This window comes from Actinopolymorpha rutila, assembly GCF_013407855.1.
In the GTDB taxonomy this organism is placed as follows: domain Bacteria; phylum Actinomycetota; class Actinomycetes; order Propionibacteriales; family Actinopolymorphaceae; genus Actinopolymorpha; species Actinopolymorpha rutila.
On record NZ_JACBZH010000001.1, the window covers coordinates 6545440 to 6567098 of the forward strand.

Below are 21659 nucleotides of genomic sequence, written 5' to 3' on the forward strand. Positions count from 1 at the left end.
CAAGATCACCCCGGAGCAGGCCGGGATGCCGACCTACGGGCAGAAGCGCCGGGTCCCGGGGCTTCGGCGTGAGGAGGTCGCCTCGCTGGCGGGAGTGAGTATCGACTACTACGCCCGGCTTGAGCGCGGCAACCTGGCGGGGGTCTCGGACTCGGTACTGGAAGCCCTGGCACGGGCCCTGCAACTGGACGAGGCCGAGCGGCAGCACCTGTTCGACCTCGCCAGGTCGGCGTCCGCCCCGGCAGCCCGGAAGCGCCGGCCCAGACAGCCGGTGACTGGCGTCCGTCCAGCCCTGCTCAGCATCCTGAACGGGATGACCGGCACGCCCGCATACCTGCGAAACGCGCGGATGGACCTGGTGGCCGCCAACGAGTTGTGCCTGGCCCTCTATGACGGCGTGCTCACCCGCGAGGAGATGCCGTTCAACCTTGCCCGGTTCGTGTTCCTCGCCCCTACGCCAAGGCGTTCTTCCTGGACTGGGACACCATCGCCCGGGACATGGTGGCCGCACTGCGCAGTCAGGCGGGCCGGGACCCTTCCGACCGTGGGTTGAGTGACCTGATCGGGGAGCTGACCACCCGCAGCGACGGCTTCGCCAGGCAGTGGGCCCGCCACGACGTGCGGCTGCACCGCACCGCCCGCAAACGGCTGGGAAGCCGGGTGGTCGGGGAGATCGAACTGACCGGTGACGCCTTCGAACTGCCCGGCGACGGCCTGACCATGATCGCCTACTCCGCCGAGGCCGGCAGCCAGGCCGAAGACCAGCTGAAACTCCTGGCCACCTGGAACGCCACCGCACGTTCCCAGACCAAACCCGCGGACGCAGAACCGCCAACCTGAGCCGCCCGGCCAGCGGCCGGCAGGTCATCACGCACACGAACTACCGGCCCCGGTGGGGTCGACCGGAAAGGACATGACGAATGGAGTACCGCCGACTCGGATCCTCCGGGCTGAAAGTCAGCCGGATCGCTCTTGGCTGCATGAGCTTCGGGGATAGCTCCCGGATGCCGTGGGCATTGAACGACGAGCAGGCCGAGCCGATCTTCCGACAGGCCGTCGAGCTCGGCATCACGTTCTGGGACACCGCCAACATCTACGGCTACGGCTCATCGGAGGAGATCACCGGCCGGGCCATCAAGTCCTACACCCGCCGCGAGGACGTCGTTCTGGCGACCAAGCTGTTCCAGAAGATGGGTGACGGCCCGGGCGGCTCCGGCCTGTCCCGCCGCGCCGTGATGGAACAGGTCGACGCGTCCCTGACCCGGCTCGGCACCGACTACATCGACCTCTACCAGATCCACCGCTTCGACCCCGAAACGCCGGTCGAGGAAACGATGGAGGCGCTGCACGACGTGGTGAAGGCCGGGAAGGTCCGCTACCTCGGCGCGTCGTCGATGTGGGCCTGGCGCTTCGCCACCATGCAACACGCCGCCGACCTGCACGGCTGGACACGGTTCGTGTCCATGCAGGACCAGTACAACCTGCTCCACCGCGAGGAAGAACGGGAGATGTTCGGGCTCCTCGCCCACCAGGGCGTGGGCAGCATCCCCTGGAGCCCGCTCGCCGCCGGCCGAGTGGCCCGACCGTGGGGCGAGAAGGGTACGAACCGTTCGGAGACCAACCCCGACGTCGACATGTACGGCCGACCTCTGTATCTCCCCAGCGACCAGGCGATCGTCGACGCAGTGCAACGCATCGCCGAAGTACGAGGCGTGTCCATGGCCCAGATCGGAATGGCCTGGGTGTTGAACAACCCCGTCGTCACCGCACCCATCATCGGAGCCACCAAGCCCCACCACCTCACCGATGCCGTCGCCGCACTCGACATCAAACTCGCCGACGACGAAGTAGACGCCCTCGAACACCCCTACGTGCCACGCCTGCCCACCTACTTCTAGAGGCTCCTGAAGCCCTGGGCAGCCGCCATCCGCCCCTCCGGCCAGATGGGCGGCTACAGCGGTCATCGTGGTCTCAGACGTGGTCACATTCGCCTACGTTCGCCGGCGTCGGCAAGGAACCCCGCACGCAGACGGAGCTTCATGGCCTTCGTTCTGGCAGTTACGTCCAATGAGTCCAGCATCGTTCGCGGCCAAGAACGCGACCGCCAGTAGCGATGACTCGCCTGCCGGCCACCCGGCCTAAGGGCTCGCCGCACCTGGACCACCGCCCTGATCCGCTCCCTCATGCCGAGCGGGCCCGCCCAAGGCACCACTTCCCGGTCCACCACCTCGTCGAGCTCGTCTGGACGTCCTTAGCGTTGGTGGCGAAGATGAGTGCGCTGTGGCTCGGTCACCGATTGGGGGTGGGTGGTGACTGCGATCTGGTCCGTGGGCGCCGAAGGATGGGTCCCGTTGTCACCAACCGGCTTCCCGAACGAGAAGGCGCTCCACGAGTTGGTGGCCAATGCCCCGGACCTGTTGACCTGAGCGATCAGGCCGGCAGCGGCGGCCGAGCGTACCGAAACACCTGCCGGAAACGCTGGACGTCGACCTCGAGGAGCTCGGACTCAACCAGATCGTAGGTTTCCTCGATCAGCGTGGTGAGCGTAGAGGCGGCCTGCGGTGGCTTATCGGTGAACACCGATCCCAGACGAGTAGTCAGATCCGCCGGCGCGAGCTTCAGGTTCGCCGTGATGTGGGCCTGCCATTTCTCTGGCTTCGGGCCGTAAACACCGTTGAGGGCCATGAGCATCTCCAGCAATTGCTTCGCTGCCGTGCTCAACATGTGCGCCAGCTGCATCGAATTGCCGCGCTCGTGGGCCACTTCCCACCGGGTGAAATGGTCGATCATCCCCGTGGCACCCACGACCGCGACCGCCAGCTCCCGCGGATAAGGCGTCGCCAGCCGCTGCCACCGCTCGATCACCGGCGCGCCGTCGACGGCGATCCCATCGACGATCCCGGCCACGACGTTGCGTTTCATCGAATCGGGATCGAACCGAGCCGTGACGTCCTGGACGAATGTCTCGGCATCGGCGGTGAGCATGTGTACCACCTCGGCCAGCAGGCCCTCGGGCTCCAGATCCAGGTCATCCGCCCAGCACTGCTCGGAGTCGTAGTAGTCGAACAAGCGGCAACCACGCGCTAGGTGCGCCAACTCTCGACGCCGAGCTTCCGAAGGTGGCTGTGACCAGAAGACGCCGATCTCAACATCCGACCAGCGATCAGCCTGACCACGCGCGGTCGAACCGCTAAGGATCACCGCATCGACCTCAGGAGCCGCCACGTAGGAGCGCAGCAACGGCTCCACAGCCGCGCGACGCATGCAGCTTCCACTGCTCACCTGCTGCTCCCCACCCATGCTGGACATCTCATCAGGAACCGCAGCACCGAGCCACCGGATATCCACCGCGGAGAACCGCGTCATCTCGCGCCCGTAAGGTCGCCGTGGGCACCCAGATGCTCGTAAAGCGCTGCACGAGCCGTACATGTCCACGCGGGACGACGGGACTCGCTCGGTGCCCGGTCGGCTGGCGCCCATGATCGTTCAGGTCTCCTGTTAGCAACGCCGTTGCCAAAGGAGCCCCGGCTTCTCGCCTGACTGGTCGGCTATCAATAGCCGAAGTGTGGCCGGGTCGGTGCGGTCAGCGCGGACACGAGGGCACGGTCGCGGAGATTGAGCTCACTTCGCCAGGAGGTGTCCTCGCGGACGGTTATGTGGTCTGAGCGCCACAACGCGGGATTACCGCACACCGCGTGAGTCGGGGAGAGGACGGCAGTACGGTTCGGCCTCAACGGCAGCTCGTTAGGAAGGTCGGCGAAGCCGGAAATCTCGGCGAGGCTCTCCCACGGCCGTGCTGCGAAGTCCTCATACCGAATACGCAAGGTCGGCACTCCGCGGCGGGCAAGGATTGTCAGAGCGGTATTCTCCGCGTTCCACTGCACGGCCGCGCGGCCCGGCGAGTACCGGGCCATGTCCTTTTCCTTGCTGACGCTGGTCGCCATTGGACGGGCCTGCCGTTTCGCCCACGAGTAGGCGACTGCGCGCGGATCTCGGACAACGTGCACCACCCGCAGGTCGGCGCCGTACCGATGGCTCAGGCAAGCAGCCATGGACGCGTGTTTGCTGCCATCCACCACCACCTGACTTCCATCCACCCGCGCCGTCGCGGCATACAGCCGGCCATACGTCACTGTGTACCGATCCACCCGCTCCGCAAGATCCGCCGGTAGGTCACGCCGAAGGAGACGCGGCAGGAAGCGCAGGCGGTCTACCGACCCCTTCAGTCGCAAAATGTCCGACGCCCGGACTCTGGACCACCCACCGAACGCCTCCTCACCGACCTCCCGCCAGAACGCGCAGCGCAGGAATGGCTCCCCGCACCCGCAGGCTTCGCCATCGATCAACATCCGCTGCCACAGATGCGTCACTTCACCCACAGAGCAGACGCCGGGAAGTTCACCCAAGAGTCGTTCGATCACCGTTGAGCCGGAGCGGCCCAGTCCACCGATATAGACAAGCCGAAAGTCCGACACATCCCACGACTACCCCTGTTCTACCCGTCCACTCGCATTCACGATCTACGAACTCTGCCTCACCCTTGACAAGGGTTGGTAAGTGTCGCCTCATGCAGTCGATGTGAAAGTCGCGACCGATCCTGGTGACAGGGCGGATATCCGGTCCGGGCCCGGTCGCGACCATAGATCGCACCACTGCCACCGAGCTAGTTTCAGGCTCGAAACGAGGGCTCTTGAGCATCCGAGACCCGCAAGGACCCACCGGCATCTGGCCCGCGTATGGCCCGCAAACACCGAGAACTGGCCGGATGCAGCAAGCCACACCGAGCCTTGCCGAGCATGATCGAAAAGGCGTCTCAGAACCACGTTTCCGCTGGTCAGGACGACTAAGAGGCAGGTGAGCGCGGAGGGCATGGGATTCGAACCCATGACCGAGAGGGGTCCCTCGGTAGCGGTTTTCAAGTGCGCGAACCTTGATGTCCTCCTGGTCATCCTTTCGAGTCCGTCGCGCTGGCGCAGACCACCAGCTAGGTCGGTCAAGCTAGGTTGACCGACGAGCGGAGTCAAGCTAGGTTGACTGCCATGACGGAGGTCCTTCCGAGCGAGGTGACCAAGTTGGCGGACGCGACGCGCAGCCAAGATCCAGAAGTCGGCCTCGCCGCCGTCGCGGCGCTCCGCGGGCTTGTCGACGTGCTCGAGGCGCTCCAGGTCGACAACGCCCGAACCAAGGGCTGGACCTGGAAGACCATCTCCGAGCAACTCGGCGTCACCAAGCAGGCCGTGCACCAGAAGTACGCCAGCGGCCGGCTGTTCGGACGCGGGAAGTAGGCCACCATGCTTGACCACTGGCCCCCGCCGGCCCGCCAGGTCATGGAACTGGCGAACCAGGAATCGGACCAGATGCGGCACAGCTACGTGGGCTGCGAACACATCCTGGCCGCCCTCGCCACCTACCCGGCACACGCCACCGACGTGCTGATCAGGAACGGGCTCGACGTCGCCTCCATCCGCAGCGAGCTCGACCGCCTGGTCGACGAAGGCGTCCTGCCGCCGCCATGGCGCAACGACGCCGATCTCCTCCGAACCCTCGGCGTCGACCTGGACGCTGTACGCCACAACCTGGAGGCAGCTTTCGGCGCCGACGCCATGGAACGAGCAACCCGCCGCGCATCGCGTCGAACCGGCTGGCACGGACTCGCCGGCAAACCGCTCCTGATCAAACGAGCTTTCCAGTTCGCCGGCGAGGAGCGACGGCGGCTTGGGCACACGCAGATGACGTCCGAGCACATCCTCCTCGGACTCCTCAAAGACGCCCAGGACCCTCTGCAGAAGCCGCGCTGCTTCAACAACCCCTGGGCGCGTCGCCGCCGCACCAACCTCGGCCTTCCCCACCGCGGACCAAGCCCCGTCCGACGCATCGTCCAAGCACGAGGCGCCAGCCTCAGCGACCTGTACCAAGCCGTCGAGGCGCAGCTGCGCGCAACTGCATAGAAGTCGACCGTCGATCCTCGACCGACCACCGCACGACAGTGGCCGACGCCACTCGTGACACCATCAGCCCCGGACGAGGACGGTCGACCGCCAGCCGAGCATGATCATCGCAAGGGTCAGACTGTCCCGCTGCCCCGTCTGCCTAGACCTGAAAAGCGGAAGGTCGGCGGTTCGACCCCGCCCCTGCCCACCGTATTCCCCAAAGGTCAGCGGCTCAGAGGCTCCCGGCAGACGTCTGTCGGGAACCGTTGCAACTGAGACCAGCAGGCCGGAAAACTAAGACCCCCGGGCGGTATCGTGCCTGGTCAGCGACCTGTGAGGCTCCGCTTCGGAAGCGGACGGTCGGCAGCAATGAGGTGCCGGCCCCTCGGCGATGCGCGGTTTCTGTAGTGCAGCACGGTCTACAGTTGAGTCCATGACAGCGCAGCCGGTCTTCGACGAGCCGGGTCCCGACGACCCGGCGCAGATCTTGCGCGTCCTCCCGGAGCAGTACCACGCCGGGTTCCTGGCCGAGTACGCCGACGCGGTGGACAAGGCCCGCCGTCCAGAGGGGTACGCCGCGCTCGCTGCACTGCTTCGCCTGTGGCGGCTACGTGCTGAGGCCTATGCGGATCCAGGTTTCCGCGAGCGCCTCGTGGCCGTGCAAACGGGAAACACCAACGACGACGTGCCAGTCGAGCAACTGGCTGCGGAGTGGCCGCCAGCGTGACGTATCGCGTCGCATTCGCCGCCGGCGCAGCCGCACAGTTCCATAACCTCCCAGAGCCCGCGCGCGATGCCGTTGTTCGCCGGGCCGCGGGCCTCGCCGAGCGTTCCTGGGATGACCGCGTTCGCCGACGCCGGCAACGCACCCGGCGCATGGACAGACCTGCGCCGCCCTCTCGGCCAGGGCTACCTGACGGGCGTGCATGCCTACTCAAGAAACGAGCAGCTCCAGCCGTCCGAGCCTCGCTCTGGCAGTTGCGTCCAATGAGTCCAGCACCGCTCGCAGCGAAGAACACGGCGCACTCGCGTCATCACCCTGCCGCGACTGTTACCCGAGAGGTCCGGCCTTCTCACGCGGTGGGCGGACATCAGGCGGCATCCGATCGACCAGATGTGGCGTTTCGGTTTTTGAACGCCGAGCACGCGGGGCGCTGGTCCGGGACCGGCCAGCCGAGCCGATCGCGTCCTCGCATGCTTGACCAGGCCGGGCATACCTGCAAGCTTTCTTCGGCGCCCGCACGGTGGCGGGAACGGGGAGGGACACGTGCACCGACACACCGAGGCGATCCGGCGCTACGTACTGCACGCCCGGTTGTTGTGGCGGGCCGCGCCGGTGCATTCCGTGCTGAGCCTTTTCCTTGTGGTGGCCGGCGCGGCGTCGAGCACGTTCGCCATCATCGCAACCGGACACCTGGTCGGCGCGCTGCCGGCGGCGGTGAAGGCCGGCGTCGGTTCACAGGCCGCGGACCGTGCGTGGTGGTGGCTGGCGATGGCTGCCGCGGCGTACGTCCTCGGCCCGCTTGTGAAGGCGGCGCAGAACGCGGTCGCGCAGGTGGTCTCCGCCCGCTACCTGCGGCTGGTCTTCGGCATGGTCGCCGACGTGGGAACGGCGCCGCACGGGATCGCACATCTGGAAAACCCGGAGGTCGCCGGCCGCCTGGATGCGATCAAGCGGGCCATGCGGGACTGGACGTTCGTCAGCGGAGTGGACTGGACCTGGAGCCTCCTGTCCATCCGCCTGGGCGGGGTCGGTTCGCTGATCGTGGTGGCGACCTGGAACTGGTGGGCCGCGCTGCTCGCCGCCGGGTCGCACGCCCTGCTGGCAAAGGTGTACGGCGCCTGGATCGGGACCATCTTCGACGACCTGCTGGAGGTGACGGGCAACCAGCGGCGGCAGGCGAGCTACGTACGTGACCTGATGACGGGCGCACCGGCGGCGAAAGAGCTCCGGTTGTTCGGGTTGGCCGACTGGCTGGTGCACCGCTACTCGACCGCCTGGCGGGACGCGATGACGGTCGTGTGGCGCAACCGCTACCGCAACCTGCGGCCGATCCTCGCGGCGTGCGCGATCATGCTGGTGGTGAACGCTGGCGTGTTCGCGCTGCTGGCCCGGGACGCGTCGGCGGGCACGGTCTCGCTGGCCTCGCTGGTCACGGTGGTGCAGGCACTGCTCGCGCTGGAGGCGTTCGGGTCGCTTGGTGACGGTCAGAGCGCGCTGGCCCGCAACACCTCCGCCACCAGCATGCTGGTCGCATTGCGCGGCCGGATCGGGTTGTCCGGTCTCCCCCCGCGCTCCCCCGCCGAGCCGGTCGGTGCCGATCCCGAACCTCTCCGGACCGCGCGCACCGGCGCGGCGGAGATCGACCTGCGTGACGTCGCCTTCCACTACCCGACCCGCACCGAGCCGACGCTCGATCGGCTGTCCCTGCACGTTCCGGCCGGGCAGTCGGTCGCGATCGTCGGGGTCAACGGCGCTGGCAAGTCCACGTTGATCAAACTGCTGTGCGGGCTCTACCCGCCCGACTCCGGGACCATCCGCATCGACGGCGGCGACCCGTCGGCCGACGAGGCGACCCGCAACCGGGTCGCGGTCATCTTCCAGGACTTCGTGCGCTACCAGCTTCCCCTGCGCGACAACGTGGGGTTCGGTGCGCACACCCGACACGACGACGAGGCGGTGCTTGCCCGTGCGCTGGGCGACGCCGGCGGCACCACGTTGCTGGACCGGCTCGACCACGGCTGGGACACCGTGCTCAGCGCGGAGTACGCCGAAGGCACCGACCTGTCCGGCGGCCAGTGGCAACGAGTGGCGCTGGCCCGCGCACTGGCCGCGGTCGCCGGTGGCGCCGGCGTCCTGGTGCTGGACGAACCCACCGCCGCCCTCGACGTCCGGGCCGAGGCGGCCTTGTTCGACCGGTTCCTGGAGGTCACCCGCGGGATGACCACCCTGCTGGTCAGCCACCGGCTGTCCAGCGTGCGCCACGCCGACCGGATCGTGGTGATCGGTCCCACCGACGACCCGGCACGAACCGGCACCGGCATCATCGAGGACGGCAGCCACGAGGAACTCATGGCCGCAGGCGGCGCGTACGCCCGGATGTTCTCACTGCAGGCCGCACGGTTCGCCGCGGCCGGCGCGAGCGAGACGGCGGTGGACCCGCGATGAGAAAGTCACTGCGCGGCATCTGGCTGGTCCTGTCCATGTCGGTCCGGGTCAGCCGGCGTCTCCGCGTGGAGCGCTGGACCGGTTCAGTCGCGCGTGCTCGGGGCCACCTCGCGCACCATCACGCAGTTGCCCTGGCCCTTGGGCCGGTCGTAGGTGAAGCCCTCGCGCTCGTACATCGTGCGGGTGCCGTTGTAGAGGAACGACGAGTTCTTCTTCCGGACCCCGCCGGTGTCGTGCGGGTAGCCCTCGACCAGGCCACCGCCGGCCTGCGCGATCAGCTCAACGGCTCCGCGCAGGGCGATCGCCGCCAGGCCCTGACCGCGAAGGCCGCGCTCGACCAGGATGCAGGTCACCCGGTAGTCGGGCAGTCGCTCGGCAGTGGCGAGGTACTCCTTGCGGTGATGGATGTCAGGCAGCTCCTCAGGTGATCCGTACTCCGCCCAGGCGACGGCCCGGTCGCCGTCGTAGACCAGCGCCGCGTGCGCGATCCCGTCGGCCACCAGACGTTGCTTGAACGCCCGGTTCCCCTCGGCGCTCTGGCCCTTCTCCGCGCAGTCGGGATGGAACTTCGTGCACCAGCAGCCGGCGAACATGCCCTTGTTCCGCTCGACGAGAGCAGCGAAGTCGTCGAACGTCTCCGGCGTGAGCGCCTTGATCGTGAAGTCGGACATGCCTGGGAACGTACACCGGAATGCGGACGTTCAGCGTCCGGAAGCTCACGCTGCCAGAGCGGCGTGCGCGTCCACCGGGCCGTCGACTGCCGTCTCCTGATGTCGCCGGCTCCTGGTCGTTCGGCCTTTTGCTGGGAAGGATCAGGCCGTGCAGCAAAGCGGTAAGGACGGTCCACGGGACCGACGAACTGAGCGGCCGATGCGGACGATTGGGGATGTACTGGCCCGCCGGGTCGAAGCCGGACACGAGATACCGTCGCGTTGGGCCGAGACGATGCGGCAGCTGGGTTCGATGGATCATGCTCTCTACGAGACCGTGGCTCGTACGACGACACCGAATCTCGACGTTCCTGTGCGCCGGCTCTCCGATGCGGCGAACTATTCGCGGATCTGGCTCGTGATCGCAACCGGCGTAGCCATCGTCGGGGGAAAGCGAGGCCGTCGTGCAGCCTTGGAGGGGTTGCTGTCGATCGGGGTGACCTCGGCAGTGGTCAACCTCGGAGCCAAACCACTCCTTCGTAGAAGGCGTCCGGATCGCAGCCGTCGGGACCTCTTCGGGGCCCGTCACACTCGGATGCCCACATCGGCAACATTTCCGTCCGGCCACGCGGCCTCAGCGTTCGCGTTCGCGCACACTGTCGGCCGGACCATCCCCGGGCTGGCTCTGCCACTGGGCCTCCTTGCCGGTGCCGTGGCCTACTCGCGGGTTCATACCGGCGTGCACTATCCCGGTGATGTGGTGGTGGGCTCCATCGTTGGAGCGGGAACGGCAGCGATGGTCACGGGCGCACTCGAGCGCGAACGAACTCGTCACGGCCGTCGGTAGCCGGCAACTCCGGGCGGGTTGTGTACGAGCGGCCGCGTGAGCCGGCTCGCTCGTACCACTGTTGAAGGTGGCGAAGGAGCGGGTCAGCCCGTGCCCGCCGATGCGGGGTGGAATGAGGCCAGTTGCCGCAGCGTCGGCCAGTCGAGTTGAGGCTTGGCGCTGCGGACTCCGGGACGGTTGCGTGGCACCCGGACCCGCAGCGCCCGAGGCTGGATGGTGCAGCGGACCGGGGTGGGCATCGTGACGGTTTCCCCGTCGATCCCGACCGGGATCTTCGGCGCGTCGGCGTTCACGACAACTTCGTCGGCGGTGAGGACGGTCACCCCGCGGCCTCTGAGCAACTCGGCTGCCTGCGCGGCGCTGTCCACTGTCACCGCGATCACGCCGAGTCCCCCGGTATCGAGGCGCGGGCGGCGGCCGAGCCCGGCGATGTCAGACGTCGCGTAGGCGTTGTTACTGACCAGCAGCGCCTGGGGAGCGGTAACCGCGACATCGCCGGCGTGGGCGGACAGCTTCGCTCCACGATGGCCGGTCAGCAGGTCCGGCAGCATCGCCAGGGTTGTGCCACGTTTGTCGTCCCGGTAGGCGGGGCTCTCCACCACTTCGGCGTAGGCGCCGAACGAGGCGTTGTTCACGAACGTCCGCTCGCCGGCCAGGCCGAGGTCGATCCGCTGTTCGACGCCATCGATGAGTGCGTCCAGGCACGCGGCCGGATTGTCCCGGTCCAGACCTAGATCGAGTGCGAGGTGGTTGCGGGTACCCGCACTGATCACCAGGAACGGCAGATCGTGCGCGGCGGCGACCCCCGCGACCAGCGCCTGCGTCCCGTCCCCTCCGGCCACACCGAGGAGGTCCGCCCCGGCAGCGACCGCCTGCCGGGCCAACGCCGCCACGTCCACGGTGCCCGAGTCTTCCAGCAGCGCCACTTCGGCCCCGAGCGCCTCGGCCTTGTCCTTCAGCCCGAACCTGGTCACCTTGCCGCCCCCGGACCTCGGGTTCATGATCAGGAACGCGTGCTCGGGGGGCGGAACGTCACGGGCGGGGATACCCGGATCGCCGACCGCCGGAACCAGCGCCAGCCGGGCGGTAGCAACGGCCGACAGGACGAGCGCGACCGCCACCACAGCCACCCAGAGGAGATGGTGCCGGGCGAAGATCCCCAACACCGCAAAGGGTGCCATGATCACCACGGCAAACCCCAGCCACCGCAGCACCCGCCGGTGGGCGAGAAACACGTACCCACCAGCCAGCACCAGGCACGCCCCGGTCGCCCCAATGATGACCATCGCCGGGCCTGCCCGTCCGGCGAAGCCAATCATCATCGCTGCCGCGGCGAACACGAGCAGAAAACTGATGCGGGCAAGCCAGCGAGCGGAGGGCACCGCCATCCCGCTCTCCATGGAGTTCGACTCCCCACCGTCTGGCCGTTCGCGTCAGCGTCCAGTTCGGGCGGACCGAATCTCTCCGGCACGCTTGAAATGCGCGTTCAGGAAAGAACCTTCGACCTGGCCTGCTGGTATTCGGCTTCGGAGCTGTCGCCGCGGTCTCTCAACTTGGTAAGCCCGGTCAACTCGTCTGCCTGGGAGGGGATCCGTGCGGTCTTTTGGGCGTAGTCCTGGAGGGCGGCCTGTTGCTGCTCCTGGCGAGCCAGGTGGTGCTCACTCAGGACGTGACCGCGTGCCAGGAAGATCCACAAAATGGGCAAGAAGACACCCACGAGTGGATAGTTAATTGTTCCCCGGATGTTTGTGCGACGCGAATGATGGTGTTCGTGTGTACTTGCCCCTCAATATTTGCCGGCGTCGGCACTGCAACTCTAACGCGCGGCACCGCCTCGGTAACGGCGCAGATTGACGACTCGTTGGATGGAGAGGAGTCAGGCCGGCGCACCGATCGGGAGGCGTTGTGGGCATGGGTGACAGACGATGGGAACGCCGCGAGCCGCGGAGCGGTGGCGGCGGCGCGAAGTACCGAATGCGGCAGCAGTTGATCTCGCTCGGTCACGACTTCTGGATCGAGGACGAGCGAGGCGAAAGAGCCTTCAAGGTCAACGCAAAGGCCGTGCGTATCCGCGCCACGATGGTGCTCGAAGACGCGTCAGGCCGAGAGCTGCTCAAGATTCAGGAGCGCAAGCTACGGCTCCGCAACACCATGGAGATCGAGGACCCCGACGGCAACACCATCGCGACCCTGAAGAAGGCCATGATCACCCCGCTGCGGGAGCGGTTCGACGTCCTTGTCGAAGCCGGCGAGAATCTAGAGGTGCAGGGCAACATCGTCGACCACGAGTACCGCATCACCCGGGGCGATGCAAAGGTCGCCGAGGTGTCGAAGGACTGGTTCCGCGTCGCCGACACCTACGGCGTCCAGATCGCCGAGGGCCAGGACTCCGTGCTGATCCTGGCCGTTGCCGCAGCGTTGGACAGCATGAGCCATGAAGGTCGCTGACCCGACCGCGGTGACGGGCGGCCGGATGGGTGAGACGCGCGAGCGCCGCGGGTTCAAGGTCCGAGCAGCGACCGTGGCGGACGTGCCGGCGATGGCTCGAGTGTTCGTCGACACGTTCCGCACCGCCCACCGTGGCCAGATCCCCGAGCACCTTCTGCTGAAGCGTACGTACGAGTCGTCTGCACAGGGGTGGGACCAGACGTTGCGCGAGATCGCCGGCGTTGCAGAGTCAGAACACATCAGGCACATCTAACGACGCGTTGGCGCCACAGCCGTGGATGGCGCCCCCTCTGCTGCGACCAGTGCGGTCGGGCAGCATCGGCCCTGCCGCAAGGGCAGATTCGCACCGAGGCCTTCTCCTGGGACATCCTCACCGGTCACTCGCCTCGATCGGCGTGACCACCACGCGGCCGGGTCCGTACCGAGCGCTCGGGTCGCTGTCGTCGCGGAGCCGGTCCAGGACGTACTCCGCCGCCTCCTGGTAGCTCGACCACCCAGGATCGTCGCGTTCTGTCACACCGTTCCCGCGAGAGAGCCGAGGACTAGCCAGGCACTTGGTAACCGTGGTTACAATCCCTACATGATTGATCGGGATTCGGGTTCAGGTGAGTGGGTGTTGCTCACCTACCGGCTGCCTCGGGAACCGTCGGCGCCGCGGTTGGCGTTGTGGCGGAAGCTGAAGCGGCTGGGTGCCGAGCAGCTGGCGGACGGACTGGTGGCGCTACCCGCCGACGCCCGCACCCGCGAGCAGTTGGAGTGGGCAGCGGCGGAGGTCGAGGAGGCCGGCGGGTCAGCGGGCGTGTGGCTGGCGCGGCCCGCAACCGGGGCTCTGGAGCGCGAAGTGGCCGGAAGCATGAACGAGGCCCGCGCCCAGGAGTACGTGGAAATCACCACCCAGGCCCGCGAAGCGCTGAACGCGCCACCGGTGGACCGGCTGCAGGTGCTGCGTCGGCTGCGAGCACAGATGCGCAGGGTAGAGCGTCGCGACTTCTTCCGGCCGCCGGAGCGTGAGCAGGCGCGTCGGGCGCTGCGTGACCTGACACAGCAGGCGACCTCCGACGACCAGGAGGTGCGGGCATGAGGTGGGCAACCCGGGCCGGCGTGCACATCGACCGAAGCGCGTGTGCGTGGCTGATCCGGCGCCACGTGGACACAGACGCGGAGTTCGTGTTTGTCACCGACCCCGACCAGGTGCCCGAAGACGCGACCCCGTTCGACATGCGCGGTGTGGACCTGGGCCACCACGGCAGCGACTGCACGTTCGAGACCATCCTGCGCCGCTATCACCTCGCCGACCCCGTGTTGTGGCGCATCGCCGGCATCGTGCACGAGGCCGACCTCGAAGACGACCACTACGACGCCCCCGAGGCCCCCGGGTTCGACGTACTCCTCCGCGCCCTGTCACTCGCCCACGACGACACCACGGTCCTCGCCATGACCGCGCCCATCTTCGACGCCCTGTACGGGTACCTGCGCCGCGAAGTCCTCACCCCCGGAAGGACCCCCGGATGAGCCTGATCAGCCGGGAACACGACCTGGTGCCCCTGCGAGCCGCCACCAAAGCCTGGTTCAAGATCTCGCTACAGACCTTCGGCGGACCCGCCGGGCAGATCGCGGTGATGCAGCGAAGCCTGGTTGATGAGCACCGCTGGATCGGTGAACGACGGTTCCTGCACGCGCTGTCGTACTGCATGCTGCTGCCCGGCCCCGAGGCCCAGCAGCTCGCTGTCTACGTCGGCTGGCTGCTCAACGGCACCGCCGGCGGACTCATCGCCGGAGTCCTCTTCGTCCTCCCCGGCCTGCTTGCGCTGCTGGTGCTGTCCGCGCTCTACGTGGGGCTGGGCGACACAGCGCTCATCACAGCGCTGTTCGCCGGGCTTGCCCCCGCGGTGCTGGCGATCGTGACCCAGGCCGTGATCAAAGTCGCCGGGCGGGCCCTGCACCACCGTGTCCTGATCGGCCTGGCGGTCGCCGCGTTCATCGCACTCGCCGTCTTCGCGGTGCCCTTCCCTCTCGTGGTGCTCGCCGCGGGCATCCTCGGCTGGGTGATCGGCCGCGCACGCCCGCAGATCATGGCCAAGCCTCAACAAGCCAAGCAGGACGACGGACCGGAGCCGCTGATCTCCGACGACGCCCTTCACCATGCCGCACCCACACCATGGCGCGCGGGCATCATCCTCGCCATCGGCATCCCGCTCTGGCTTGTCCCGGTCGCCATCGCGTTCGCGCTGACCGGCGCCGAGTCGGCGTTCACCCAGCAAGGCCTGTTCTTCTCCGGCACCGCCCTGGTGACCTTCGGCGGTGCGTACGCCGTACTCTCCTACGTCGCGCAGAAGGCTGTCGAGACCTACCACTGGCTGGCACCCGGGGAAATGGTCCGCGGCCTCGCCCTGGCCGAGACCACACCCGGCCCACTGATCATGGTCGTGCAGTTCGTCGCCTTCCTCGGCGCCTTCCGCGACCCCGCCGGCCTCAGCCCCTGGACCGCCGCCGTCATCGCATCGCTGCTGACCACCTGGGTCACCTTCGTGCCCTGCTTCTTGTTCATCTTCGTCGGCGCTCCCTACGTCGAACGCCTGCGCGGCAACAAGTCCCTGTCCGCCGCACTCACCGGCATCACCGCCGCTGTTGTTGGCGTCATCGCCAACCTGGCCATCTACTTCGCCACTGCGACCCTGTTCGCCAGCTCACACCACTACGACCAGGGCCCGCTACACCTCAACCTCCCCGTGGTGACCACCCTGAAGCCGGCCGCCCTCATCATCGGCGCCATCGCCATGGTCCTCACCTTCAAACGCAGATGGCCCGTGTTACGCACCCTCGGCACCTGCGCACTCCTCGGACTCGCGGCCGAATTCCTCATCTAGACGTTGCCCACCCGACACCGAGGCCGTGAACGACGAGCGAGGGCGGTCCGGGCTCGGGTTGCCACGACCGCTCGAGGACATGCGCGGGGAGGCACAGCCCGAAGGGCGCAGCGAGACCGCGATGATGTTCGTCGAGACGGATCGAGATTGGTGGAAACGACATGACCAGCAGCCCTGCGACCGAGCTCTCCACTGCGTACACGCTGCCCACGGACGCTCGGACCCGATTCGCCGAAGACGGCTTCGTCCGGCTGCGGGGCGTGCTCAGTCCGGACACCATCGCGGCGTACGAGCCCGAGATCACCGGCAAGGTGATCGAGCTGAACACGATGCATCTGCCGATGGCGGAACGCTCGACGTACAGCAAGGCGTTTCTGCAGGTCGGCGGCCTGTGGAAGCACAGCCGTCCCGTCGCGGAGTTCGTGTTCTCGAGCCGCCTGGCCAAGATCGCCGCGGATCTGATGGGCGTGGACGGTGTGCGCCTGTATCACGACCAGGCGCTGTACAAGGAGGTCGGCGGCGGCATCACGCCGTTCCACGCCGACCAGTACTACTGGCCCTTCTCGTCCGACAAGACATGCACCGTCTGGGTGCCGCTGCAGGACACCCCACTGGGGATGGGCCCGCTGTCGTTCAGCGTGGGCAGCCAACGCTTCTCCCATGGCCGCGACCTGCCCATCAGCGACCACTCCGAGGAGGAACTGCAGAAGGTACTGGGCGAGCAGGGGCTGCCACTGTCGCAGGAGCCGTACGCCCTCGGCGACGTCAGCTTCCACTCGGGCTGGACGTTTCACCGTGCCGAGCCCAACACCACCGACGTACCCCGGCGGGTCATGACCATCATCTACATGGACGCCGACATCGTCATCCACCAGCCGGTGAACGACGCCCAGAGGAACGACCTCGCCGAGGTGATGCCCGGCAAGAAGCCCGGCGACGTCCCCGACACGCCGGTGAACCCCGTCCTCTACCGCCGGTAGTCGACGGCACGAACACCAGCCGACGGTGTGCTCGATGCACCCACCGAGCACACCATGTTCGAACGCGACGCCGAGGCGTCCCCACCCGCGGTACGGCCACCCATGTGGTCTCAGACGTGGTCTCATTCGCCCACGTTCGGCGCCGTTCGGAGTTCCGGGTCGGCGCTTAGGTGCCGGGAGTGAGGATCTCCATGAGGTGCCGGTTGGGGTCGCGGAAGTAGGTGCCCCTGCGGCCTTTGTAGCTCTTGCTGCGATAGATCTGCCCTTCCTCCTGGCAGGCGGGATCGCCGTAGTAGGTGATCCCGCCGTCTTGGATGCGGGCGAGGGCGGCGTCGAATTCCTGCTCGCTGACCATGAACGCGTAATGGTGTGGCTCGAAGGCGTCTACATGGTCGTAGTCCAGGGTGACTTGGTTCGCCAGCGTGACGGGCGTGAAGTGGGCCACCGGCGGATCGACAGTCAGTCCCAGGATTTCGGCCAGGAACTTGGCCGAGGTTTGCGGGTCGTGGGCGGGGACGATGGTGTGGTTCAGTTCGACAGCCACGGCGAGTCCTTTCCAGTGTTCGGGTGCTACGAAAAGCATCAGCCCAGCCTGACAACACCACGTTCGGCCACGCGTCGTCCCGTCGAAGACAGTCACCGTACGCCTCCTGCAGTACACCCAGCCGGTGTCAGCCTCGGCGGACCGGACGTCACCGCCGTGACCATGACACCGAGGCGGATGCGGCGCAGCATCAGACCGCGCCTTCCAGGTGCCGCTGTGGCCACGACCCAGGCCGGCGCCATCCTCGCCCGCTCCCTCCCCCGCCTCTTCAGCCCATGATGCGATCCGGGTCGTGTTCACCGCTTCTCGACTGAAGGCAACGGCAGGCGACACAACGCCAGAGGAATCCTTGATCCAACGAGTCCTGCCGTTCCGAAGTGGTCTCGACCCATAGGTCCGCGGTCTCACCCAGAACGGGTGATGCGCCGCCGCCGACGCCGCCCAGATTCTGATCCTGTGAAACCAGATAGGCGAAGGGCGATCTACGCAGGAGCGGCTCCGAGGTGACGACATGACCATGTCCGCGGTCCTACCGCTGGCGTTCGTCATGATCGCCGGCCCACAAATCGTGTCCGCCTTCTTCTTGGCCACCAGAAGCGACTGGGGCAAGACCTCGCTCGCCTACCTGGCCGGCGCCGCGATCGCCATCACCGCCGTGGTCTCGCTGGCCTATCTCATCGCGAGGGGTGCAACCAGCGCAGCAGGCCCCGCCGAGGCAAGCACTGTCGGACGCGTCATCGACGTGATCGTCCTCGCCCTGGTCCTCGTCCTCATGGCTCACGTCTACCTGACCCGGCACACCAGCAAGCCCCCGAAATGGATGAGCCATCTGCAACAGGCCCGACCACGCTTCGCGTTCATGCTCGGCCTGGCGTTGCTCGGACTCTTCCCCACCGACATCATCAGCTCGATCACCGTCGGCCTGCACGTCGCACGTCACGGAGGCGCCTGGTGGCAGTGCCTGCCGTTCGTGGCACTGACCCTGCTCCTGCTGGCACTTCCGGCCATCGGTGTCGCCGTACTCGGCGGCCGAGCAGAAAGGCTCCTGCCGCGCATCCGGGACTGGATGACCCAGAAGTCATGGGTCGTCAGCGAGATCGTCCTGGTGTTCTTCGCACTCATCACCATCAAGAGCCTGATAACCGGCTAGCCGGGCCAGGTGTCCACCGCCATCATGAGTAGCGGCATCCACACCCGGTCAGTCGCTGCCCCTGTCGATGCGGGCGGCCGGCACCCCTGCCCGGCAGGTGACCTGGACGTGGACGTCGGTCCTGTCGTTCTCGAACGTCAGGCGGGCTGTGGTGGCGGGACCGCGCCAGACGTCATCGGTGTCGTACCCCTGGGCGGGGCTCCAGGAGATCAACGTCGCCTGGTCGTCCGAGCAGCGTGCGATCACGCTCCCGCCGGGGGTCCCGAGCGCGCGCGTGGTGCCCTGGCCGGGAGCTGAAGCTGACGTGGTCGAGGGCACGGTCGGGTTCGCGGTCGCGGTCGCTGCCGCGAGGGCGCGGGCGACCTGGTCCTGGCTGAGGGCATCATTGGCCCCACCAAGGATGCCTGAGCTGGCCGCGTCGACCACGAACGTGCCCATTGTCGCGGCGCCGGCCGCTGTGGCCAGCCAGCCGACGACGGCGAGCAAGGAACGGGCACGACCGGACCGTACGTTCACGTTCGTCAGTCTGGCAGCCGGGACGCTAACGGTTGGCTAAACGAATGGTAGGAACAGGCGTGGGCGAATGGCCTTGGCCGGCCGGTCGGTTAGCGTGCTGGCGTGGCGCAGGTGCTGTTGGTCGAGGACGACGCGACGATCCGGGTCGCGCTCGTTCGCGCGCTGTCCGAGAGGGGTCACGCGGTGGCCTCGGCCGCCGATGCGATGTCCGGGTTGCGGGCCGCGCTGGACGATCGCCTGGATCTCGTGGTTCTCGATCTCGGGCTCCCGGACATCGACGGCGCGGAGATGCTTCGCATGCTGCGTGCGGTCAGTCGTACCCCTGTGATCGTCGCGACCGCCCGGGACACGGAGAGCGAGATCGTCCGACTGCTCGACCGTGGCGCCGACGATTACCTGGTCAAACCGTTCAGCGCGGGACAACTCGACGCTCGGATCCGAGCGGTGTTGCGACGCGCGCCCGGGCCGGACACCGAGGACCGGGCGGTCGAGGTCGGCGGCCTGCGGGTCGACCCGCGATCCCGTGAGGTCTCGTTGGACGGGCGGGCGTTGACGTTGAGGCCACGAGAATTCGATCTGCTCCTCTACCTGGCCATCCGTGCCGGGACAGTGGTGAGCAAACGCGAACTGCTCACCGAGGTATGGCAAATTCCCTACGGCGGGGCGGACAAGACCGTCGATGTCCACGTGGCCTGGCTGCGCCGGAAGCTCGGTGAGACGGCGGCCTCGGCGCGATACCTGCACACGATGCGCGGCGTCGGAGTGAAGCTTGCGGCTCCCGAGCGCTAGGGTCCGGTTCCCCACTCCCGCCTGACTCTCGGTTCGTAGCCCAGGTACGGGTCGAAGGGTCCGCCTGCATTCGGCAAGCCACCCGCGTGGGGGATTTCAGCGAGCAGGTCTGGGGAGATTCACATGAGTGCCGACAGCCAGCCATGCGCGGATGAACCGCTCGCTCCACCGGCGCCACTTGTGAAACAGACCTAACCTCCGCGCTGATCGTCGCGCGGGAGCAGCCGATCGGACCGGGTGACATGAGACGACGACTGGCGCTGTTGGCCGCGGCCATCACCTCGCTCGTGCTCGTGGCCTTCCTGGTGCCTTTGGCGCTTCTGGTCCGGACGGTGGCGGCCGACCGCGCCCTGGAAGCCGCGACCTCCCAGGTACAGTCCCTGACCTCGGCCGTCGCGACCGCCACAAGCACGGACGCGCTCAGGCTCACCGCCGAGCAGGTGAACGCAACGACGGCGCACCCTGTCACCGTGTTTCTCGGGGACGGAACCGTCCTCGGCGCACCCGCGGCCCGTACGCCCGCGGTCGAACTGGCCGCACGCGGTCGGAGCCTCGCGGTCGACGTGCCCGCGGGCCAGCAGATCCTGGTGTCGGTGCAGGGCGCGCCGACCGGGCCGGCCGTGGTCGCCACGGTCGTCCCCGAGTCCGACCTGTACCGCGGCGTGACCACGATCTGGCTGATCCTGCTGGGTCTGGGGATCATGCTGGTCGCTGTCGGTGTCGTGGTAGCCGACCGATTGGCGGTGAGCATGGTCCGGCCGATCGCGGAGGCCGCCCGGGTCTCGCACCGCCTCGCCCGCGGCGACCTCGAGGCCCGAGCCCGGGCGGCCGGTCCTCCGGAGATCCGCGACGTCGCGACCGCCCTCAACCACCTGGCCTCGCGGATCCGTGAGCTGCTCCGAGCCGAACGCGAAAGCGCCGCCGACCTGTCGCACCGGCTACGGACGCCCTTGACCGCCCTGCGCCTGGACGCCGAGTCTCTTCGCGATCCGCAGGAGGCCGAGCGGATCGGGAGCGACCTCGACGCGCTCGAGCGCGCGGTCGACCAGGCAATCCGTGACGCCCGCCGGTCGGAATCCGACTCGGCCGGTACGCCTGGCAGCGCTCCCAGGACGTGCGACGCCGCCGCGGTCGTCCGTGAACGCGTGGAATTCTGGTCGGCCCTCGCCGACGACACCGACCGGACAGTCGAGCTCGACCTACCCGGCCTTCACGACGGTCCCTTACGCGTCGCGTTGCCGGCGACCGATCTCGCGGCGGTCGCAGATGCCGTACTGGGCAACGTCTTCGCGCACACCCCGGATGGAACACCGTTCGCCGTACAGCTGTCTGCTCGGCCGTCCGGCGGCGCCCGACTGGTCGTACGCGATGCCGGACCCGGACTCTCATCCAGCACCGGCGATCCAACCACCCGCGGCGCCAGCGGTGCCGGCTCGACCGGACTCGGCCTCGACATCGTGCGGCGCGCCGCGAGCGCCAGCGGCGGCACGCTCCGGCTCGGCCAAGCCCCGGCCGGCGGCGCCGAGATCACCATCGACCTCGGGCCCCCTCGGCGTCATCACGCGGACATGGCAGCAGCCACGGCAAGGTTCTGGCCGCTGCGTCCGATGCGTCCGCGGTCGGAGCGGGCCGTTCATCCTGAGTGGGCGTCGTTCGAACCGGACGGCGATCAGGCTTATCGAGGTGCTGAGCACGGAAGCCCGCCCGGTCGGCATGGGCGAACTTCGTCGTGATGCCGTCTACTCCTCTATGCCGCCGATCTGGCGCCA

General features: G+C 67.7%; 23 protein-coding genes and 1 pseudogene. 16 read left to right on the forward strand and 8 right to left on the reverse strand.

Going from position 1 to position 21659, the window contains the following annotated elements; translation table 11 throughout:
* Positions 1-25: 25 nt before the first annotated feature.
* Both F4554_RS29385 and F4554_RS29390 read left to right on the forward strand, forming a co-directional pair.
* Positions 26-840: pseudogene (locus F4554_RS29385) on the forward strand (helix-turn-helix transcriptional regulator).
* An 80-nt stretch (positions 841-920) separates the two neighbouring features.
* On the forward strand, positions 921-1898 hold the full coding sequence (locus F4554_RS29390) for an aldo/keto reductase (protein ID WP_179790850.1): 978 nt from the start codon (positions 921-923) through the stop codon (positions 1896-1898).
* A gap of 532 nt (positions 1899-2430) precedes the next feature.
* Here the strand turns inward: F4554_RS29390 and F4554_RS29395 are convergent.
* Together F4554_RS29395 and F4554_RS29400 are read right to left on the reverse strand one after the other, a co-directional pair.
* Positions 2431-3366, reverse strand: coding sequence for a nucleotidyltransferase domain-containing protein (locus F4554_RS29395; RefSeq protein ID WP_179790851.1), 936 nt, complete (start codon positions 3364-3366; stop codon positions 2431-2433).
* A gap of 185 nt (positions 3367-3551) precedes the next feature.
* Positions 3552-4421 carry a sulfotransferase gene (locus tag F4554_RS29400; RefSeq protein ID WP_337796246.1) on the reverse strand — a complete coding sequence of 290 codons (870 nt, stop codon included), beginning with the start codon at positions 4419-4421 and terminating at the stop codon, positions 3552-3554.
* A 618-nt stretch (positions 4422-5039) separates the two neighbouring features.
* Here F4554_RS29400 and F4554_RS29405 point away from each other — a divergent pair.
* The 4 genes from F4554_RS29405 to F4554_RS29420 all read left to right on the forward strand — a co-directional run bounded on the left by F4554_RS29405 (position 5040) and on the right by F4554_RS29420 (position 9099).
* Positions 5040-5285 carry a hypothetical protein gene (locus F4554_RS29405; protein ID WP_179790852.1) on the forward strand — a complete coding sequence of 82 codons (246 nt, stop codon included), beginning with the start codon at positions 5040-5042 and terminating at the stop codon, positions 5283-5285.
* A gap of 6 nt (positions 5286-5291) precedes the next feature.
* The gene (locus F4554_RS29410; protein WP_179790853.1) at positions 5292-5948 is read left to right on the forward strand and encodes a Clp protease N-terminal domain-containing protein; all 657 of its coding nucleotides are present in this window, start codon (positions 5292-5294) and stop codon (positions 5946-5948) included.
* 415 nt (positions 5949-6363) lie between these two features.
* Positions 6364-6657 (forward strand): DUF6247 family protein, encoded by a 294-nt coding sequence (locus F4554_RS29415; RefSeq protein ID WP_179790854.1) that lies wholly within the window; start codon positions 6364-6366, stop codon positions 6655-6657.
* A 540-nt stretch (positions 6658-7197) separates the two neighbouring features.
* On the forward strand, positions 7198-9099 hold the full coding sequence (locus F4554_RS29420; protein ID WP_179790855.1) for an ATP-binding cassette domain-containing protein: 1902 nt from the start codon (positions 7198-7200) through the stop codon (positions 9097-9099).
* 83 nt (positions 9100-9182) lie between these two features.
* On the opposite strand, the gene F4554_RS29425 is transcribed toward F4554_RS29420, so the two are convergent.
* The gene (locus tag F4554_RS29425) at positions 9183-9770 is read right to left on the reverse strand and encodes a GNAT family N-acetyltransferase (RefSeq protein WP_179790856.1); all 588 of its coding nucleotides are present in this window, start codon (positions 9768-9770) and stop codon (positions 9183-9185) included.
* A 292-nt stretch (positions 9771-10062) separates the two neighbouring features.
* Here F4554_RS29425 and F4554_RS34200 point away from each other — a divergent pair, with 292 nt between their 5' ends.
* Entirely contained in the window at positions 10063-10596 is a 534-nt protein-coding gene (locus F4554_RS34200; protein ID WP_420360765.1) for a phosphatase PAP2 family protein, read from the forward strand.
* Positions 10597-10679: 83 nt separating this feature from the next.
* Here the strand turns inward: F4554_RS34200 and F4554_RS29435 are convergent, their stop codons facing one another.
* Together F4554_RS29435 and F4554_RS29440 are read right to left on the reverse strand one after the other, a co-directional pair.
* Entirely contained in the window at positions 10680-11984 is a 1305-nt protein-coding gene (locus F4554_RS29435; RefSeq protein ID WP_202889517.1) for a diacylglycerol/lipid kinase family protein, read from the reverse strand.
* A 98-nt stretch (positions 11985-12082) separates the two neighbouring features.
* Entirely contained in the window at positions 12083-12313 is a 231-nt protein-coding gene (locus F4554_RS29440) for a hypothetical protein (protein WP_337796247.1), read from the reverse strand.
* Between the two features lie 194 nt (positions 12314-12507).
* Here F4554_RS29440 and F4554_RS29445 point away from each other — a divergent pair, with 194 nt between their 5' ends.
* Complete coding sequence (locus F4554_RS29445) at positions 12508-13044, forward strand: LURP-one-related/scramblase family protein (RefSeq protein WP_179790858.1); 537 nt, start codon at positions 12508-12510, stop codon at positions 13042-13044.
* Positions 13031-13297 carry a hypothetical protein gene (locus F4554_RS29450; RefSeq protein ID WP_179790859.1) on the forward strand — a complete coding sequence of 89 codons (267 nt, stop codon included), beginning with the start codon at positions 13031-13033 and terminating at the stop codon, positions 13295-13297. The genes F4554_RS29445 and F4554_RS29450 overlap by 14 nt, the downstream gene beginning before the upstream one ends.
* Positions 13298-13414: 117 nt before the next feature.
* Here F4554_RS29450 and F4554_RS29455 read toward each other — a convergent pair whose 3' ends face one another.
* The gene (locus F4554_RS29455) at positions 13415-13561 is read right to left on the reverse strand and encodes a hypothetical protein (protein WP_179790860.1); all 147 of its coding nucleotides are present in this window, start codon (positions 13559-13561) and stop codon (positions 13415-13417) included.
* A 63-nt stretch (positions 13562-13624) separates the two neighbouring features.
* Between F4554_RS29455 and F4554_RS29460 the strand changes: the two genes are divergently transcribed.
* The 4 genes from F4554_RS29460 (at position 13625) to F4554_RS29475 (ending at position 16891) form a co-directional block, all read left to right on the forward strand.
* The gene (locus F4554_RS29460) at positions 13625-14125 is read left to right on the forward strand and encodes a Chromate resistance protein ChrB (protein WP_179790861.1); all 501 of its coding nucleotides are present in this window, start codon (positions 13625-13627) and stop codon (positions 14123-14125) included.
* Positions 14122-14556 (forward strand): chromate resistance protein ChrB domain-containing protein, encoded by a 435-nt coding sequence (locus F4554_RS29465; RefSeq protein ID WP_179790862.1) that lies wholly within the window; start codon positions 14122-14124, stop codon positions 14554-14556. Before F4554_RS29460 ends, F4554_RS29465 begins: the two co-directional genes overlap by 4 nt.
* Complete coding sequence (gene chrA / locus F4554_RS29470) at positions 14553-15911, forward strand: chromate efflux transporter (protein ID WP_179790863.1); 1359 nt, start codon at positions 14553-14555, stop codon at positions 15909-15911. The genes F4554_RS29465 and chrA overlap by 4 nt, the downstream gene beginning before the upstream one ends.
* Before the next feature lie 161 nt (positions 15912-16072).
* The gene (locus F4554_RS29475; protein WP_179790864.1) at positions 16073-16891 is read left to right on the forward strand and encodes a phytanoyl-CoA dioxygenase family protein; all 819 of its coding nucleotides are present in this window, start codon (positions 16073-16075) and stop codon (positions 16889-16891) included.
* Positions 16892-17057: 166 nt separating this feature from the next.
* Here F4554_RS29475 and F4554_RS29480 read toward each other — a convergent pair whose 3' ends face one another.
* Positions 17058-17435, reverse strand: a complete 378-nt coding sequence (locus tag F4554_RS29480; RefSeq protein ID WP_179790865.1) for a VOC family protein — start codon at positions 17433-17435, stop codon at positions 17058-17060.
* Between the two features lie 511 nt (positions 17436-17946).
* Between F4554_RS29480 and F4554_RS29485 the strand changes: the two genes are divergently transcribed.
* A complete protein-coding gene (locus F4554_RS29485; protein WP_179790866.1) occupies positions 17947-18585 on the forward strand; it encodes a GAP family protein in 639 nt (212 codons plus the stop codon).
* 48 nt (positions 18586-18633) lie between these two features.
* Here the strand turns inward: F4554_RS29485 and F4554_RS29490 are convergent, their stop codons facing one another.
* On the reverse strand, positions 18634-19101 hold the full coding sequence (locus tag F4554_RS29490) for a hypothetical protein (protein WP_179790867.1): 468 nt from the start codon (positions 19099-19101) through the stop codon (positions 18634-18636).
* Positions 19102-19203: 102 nt separating this feature from the next.
* Here F4554_RS29490 and F4554_RS29495 point away from each other — a divergent pair, with 102 nt between their 5' ends.
* On the forward strand, positions 19204-19890 hold the full coding sequence (locus tag F4554_RS29495) for a response regulator (protein ID WP_179790868.1): 687 nt from the start codon (positions 19204-19206) through the stop codon (positions 19888-19890).
* 242 nt (positions 19891-20132) lie between these two features.
* Positions 20133-21623: a sensor histidine kinase gene (locus tag F4554_RS29500; RefSeq protein WP_179790869.1), complete on the forward strand. Its 1491-nt coding sequence runs from the start codon at positions 20133-20135 to the stop codon at positions 21621-21623.
* Positions 21624-21659 lie beyond the last annotated feature (36 nt).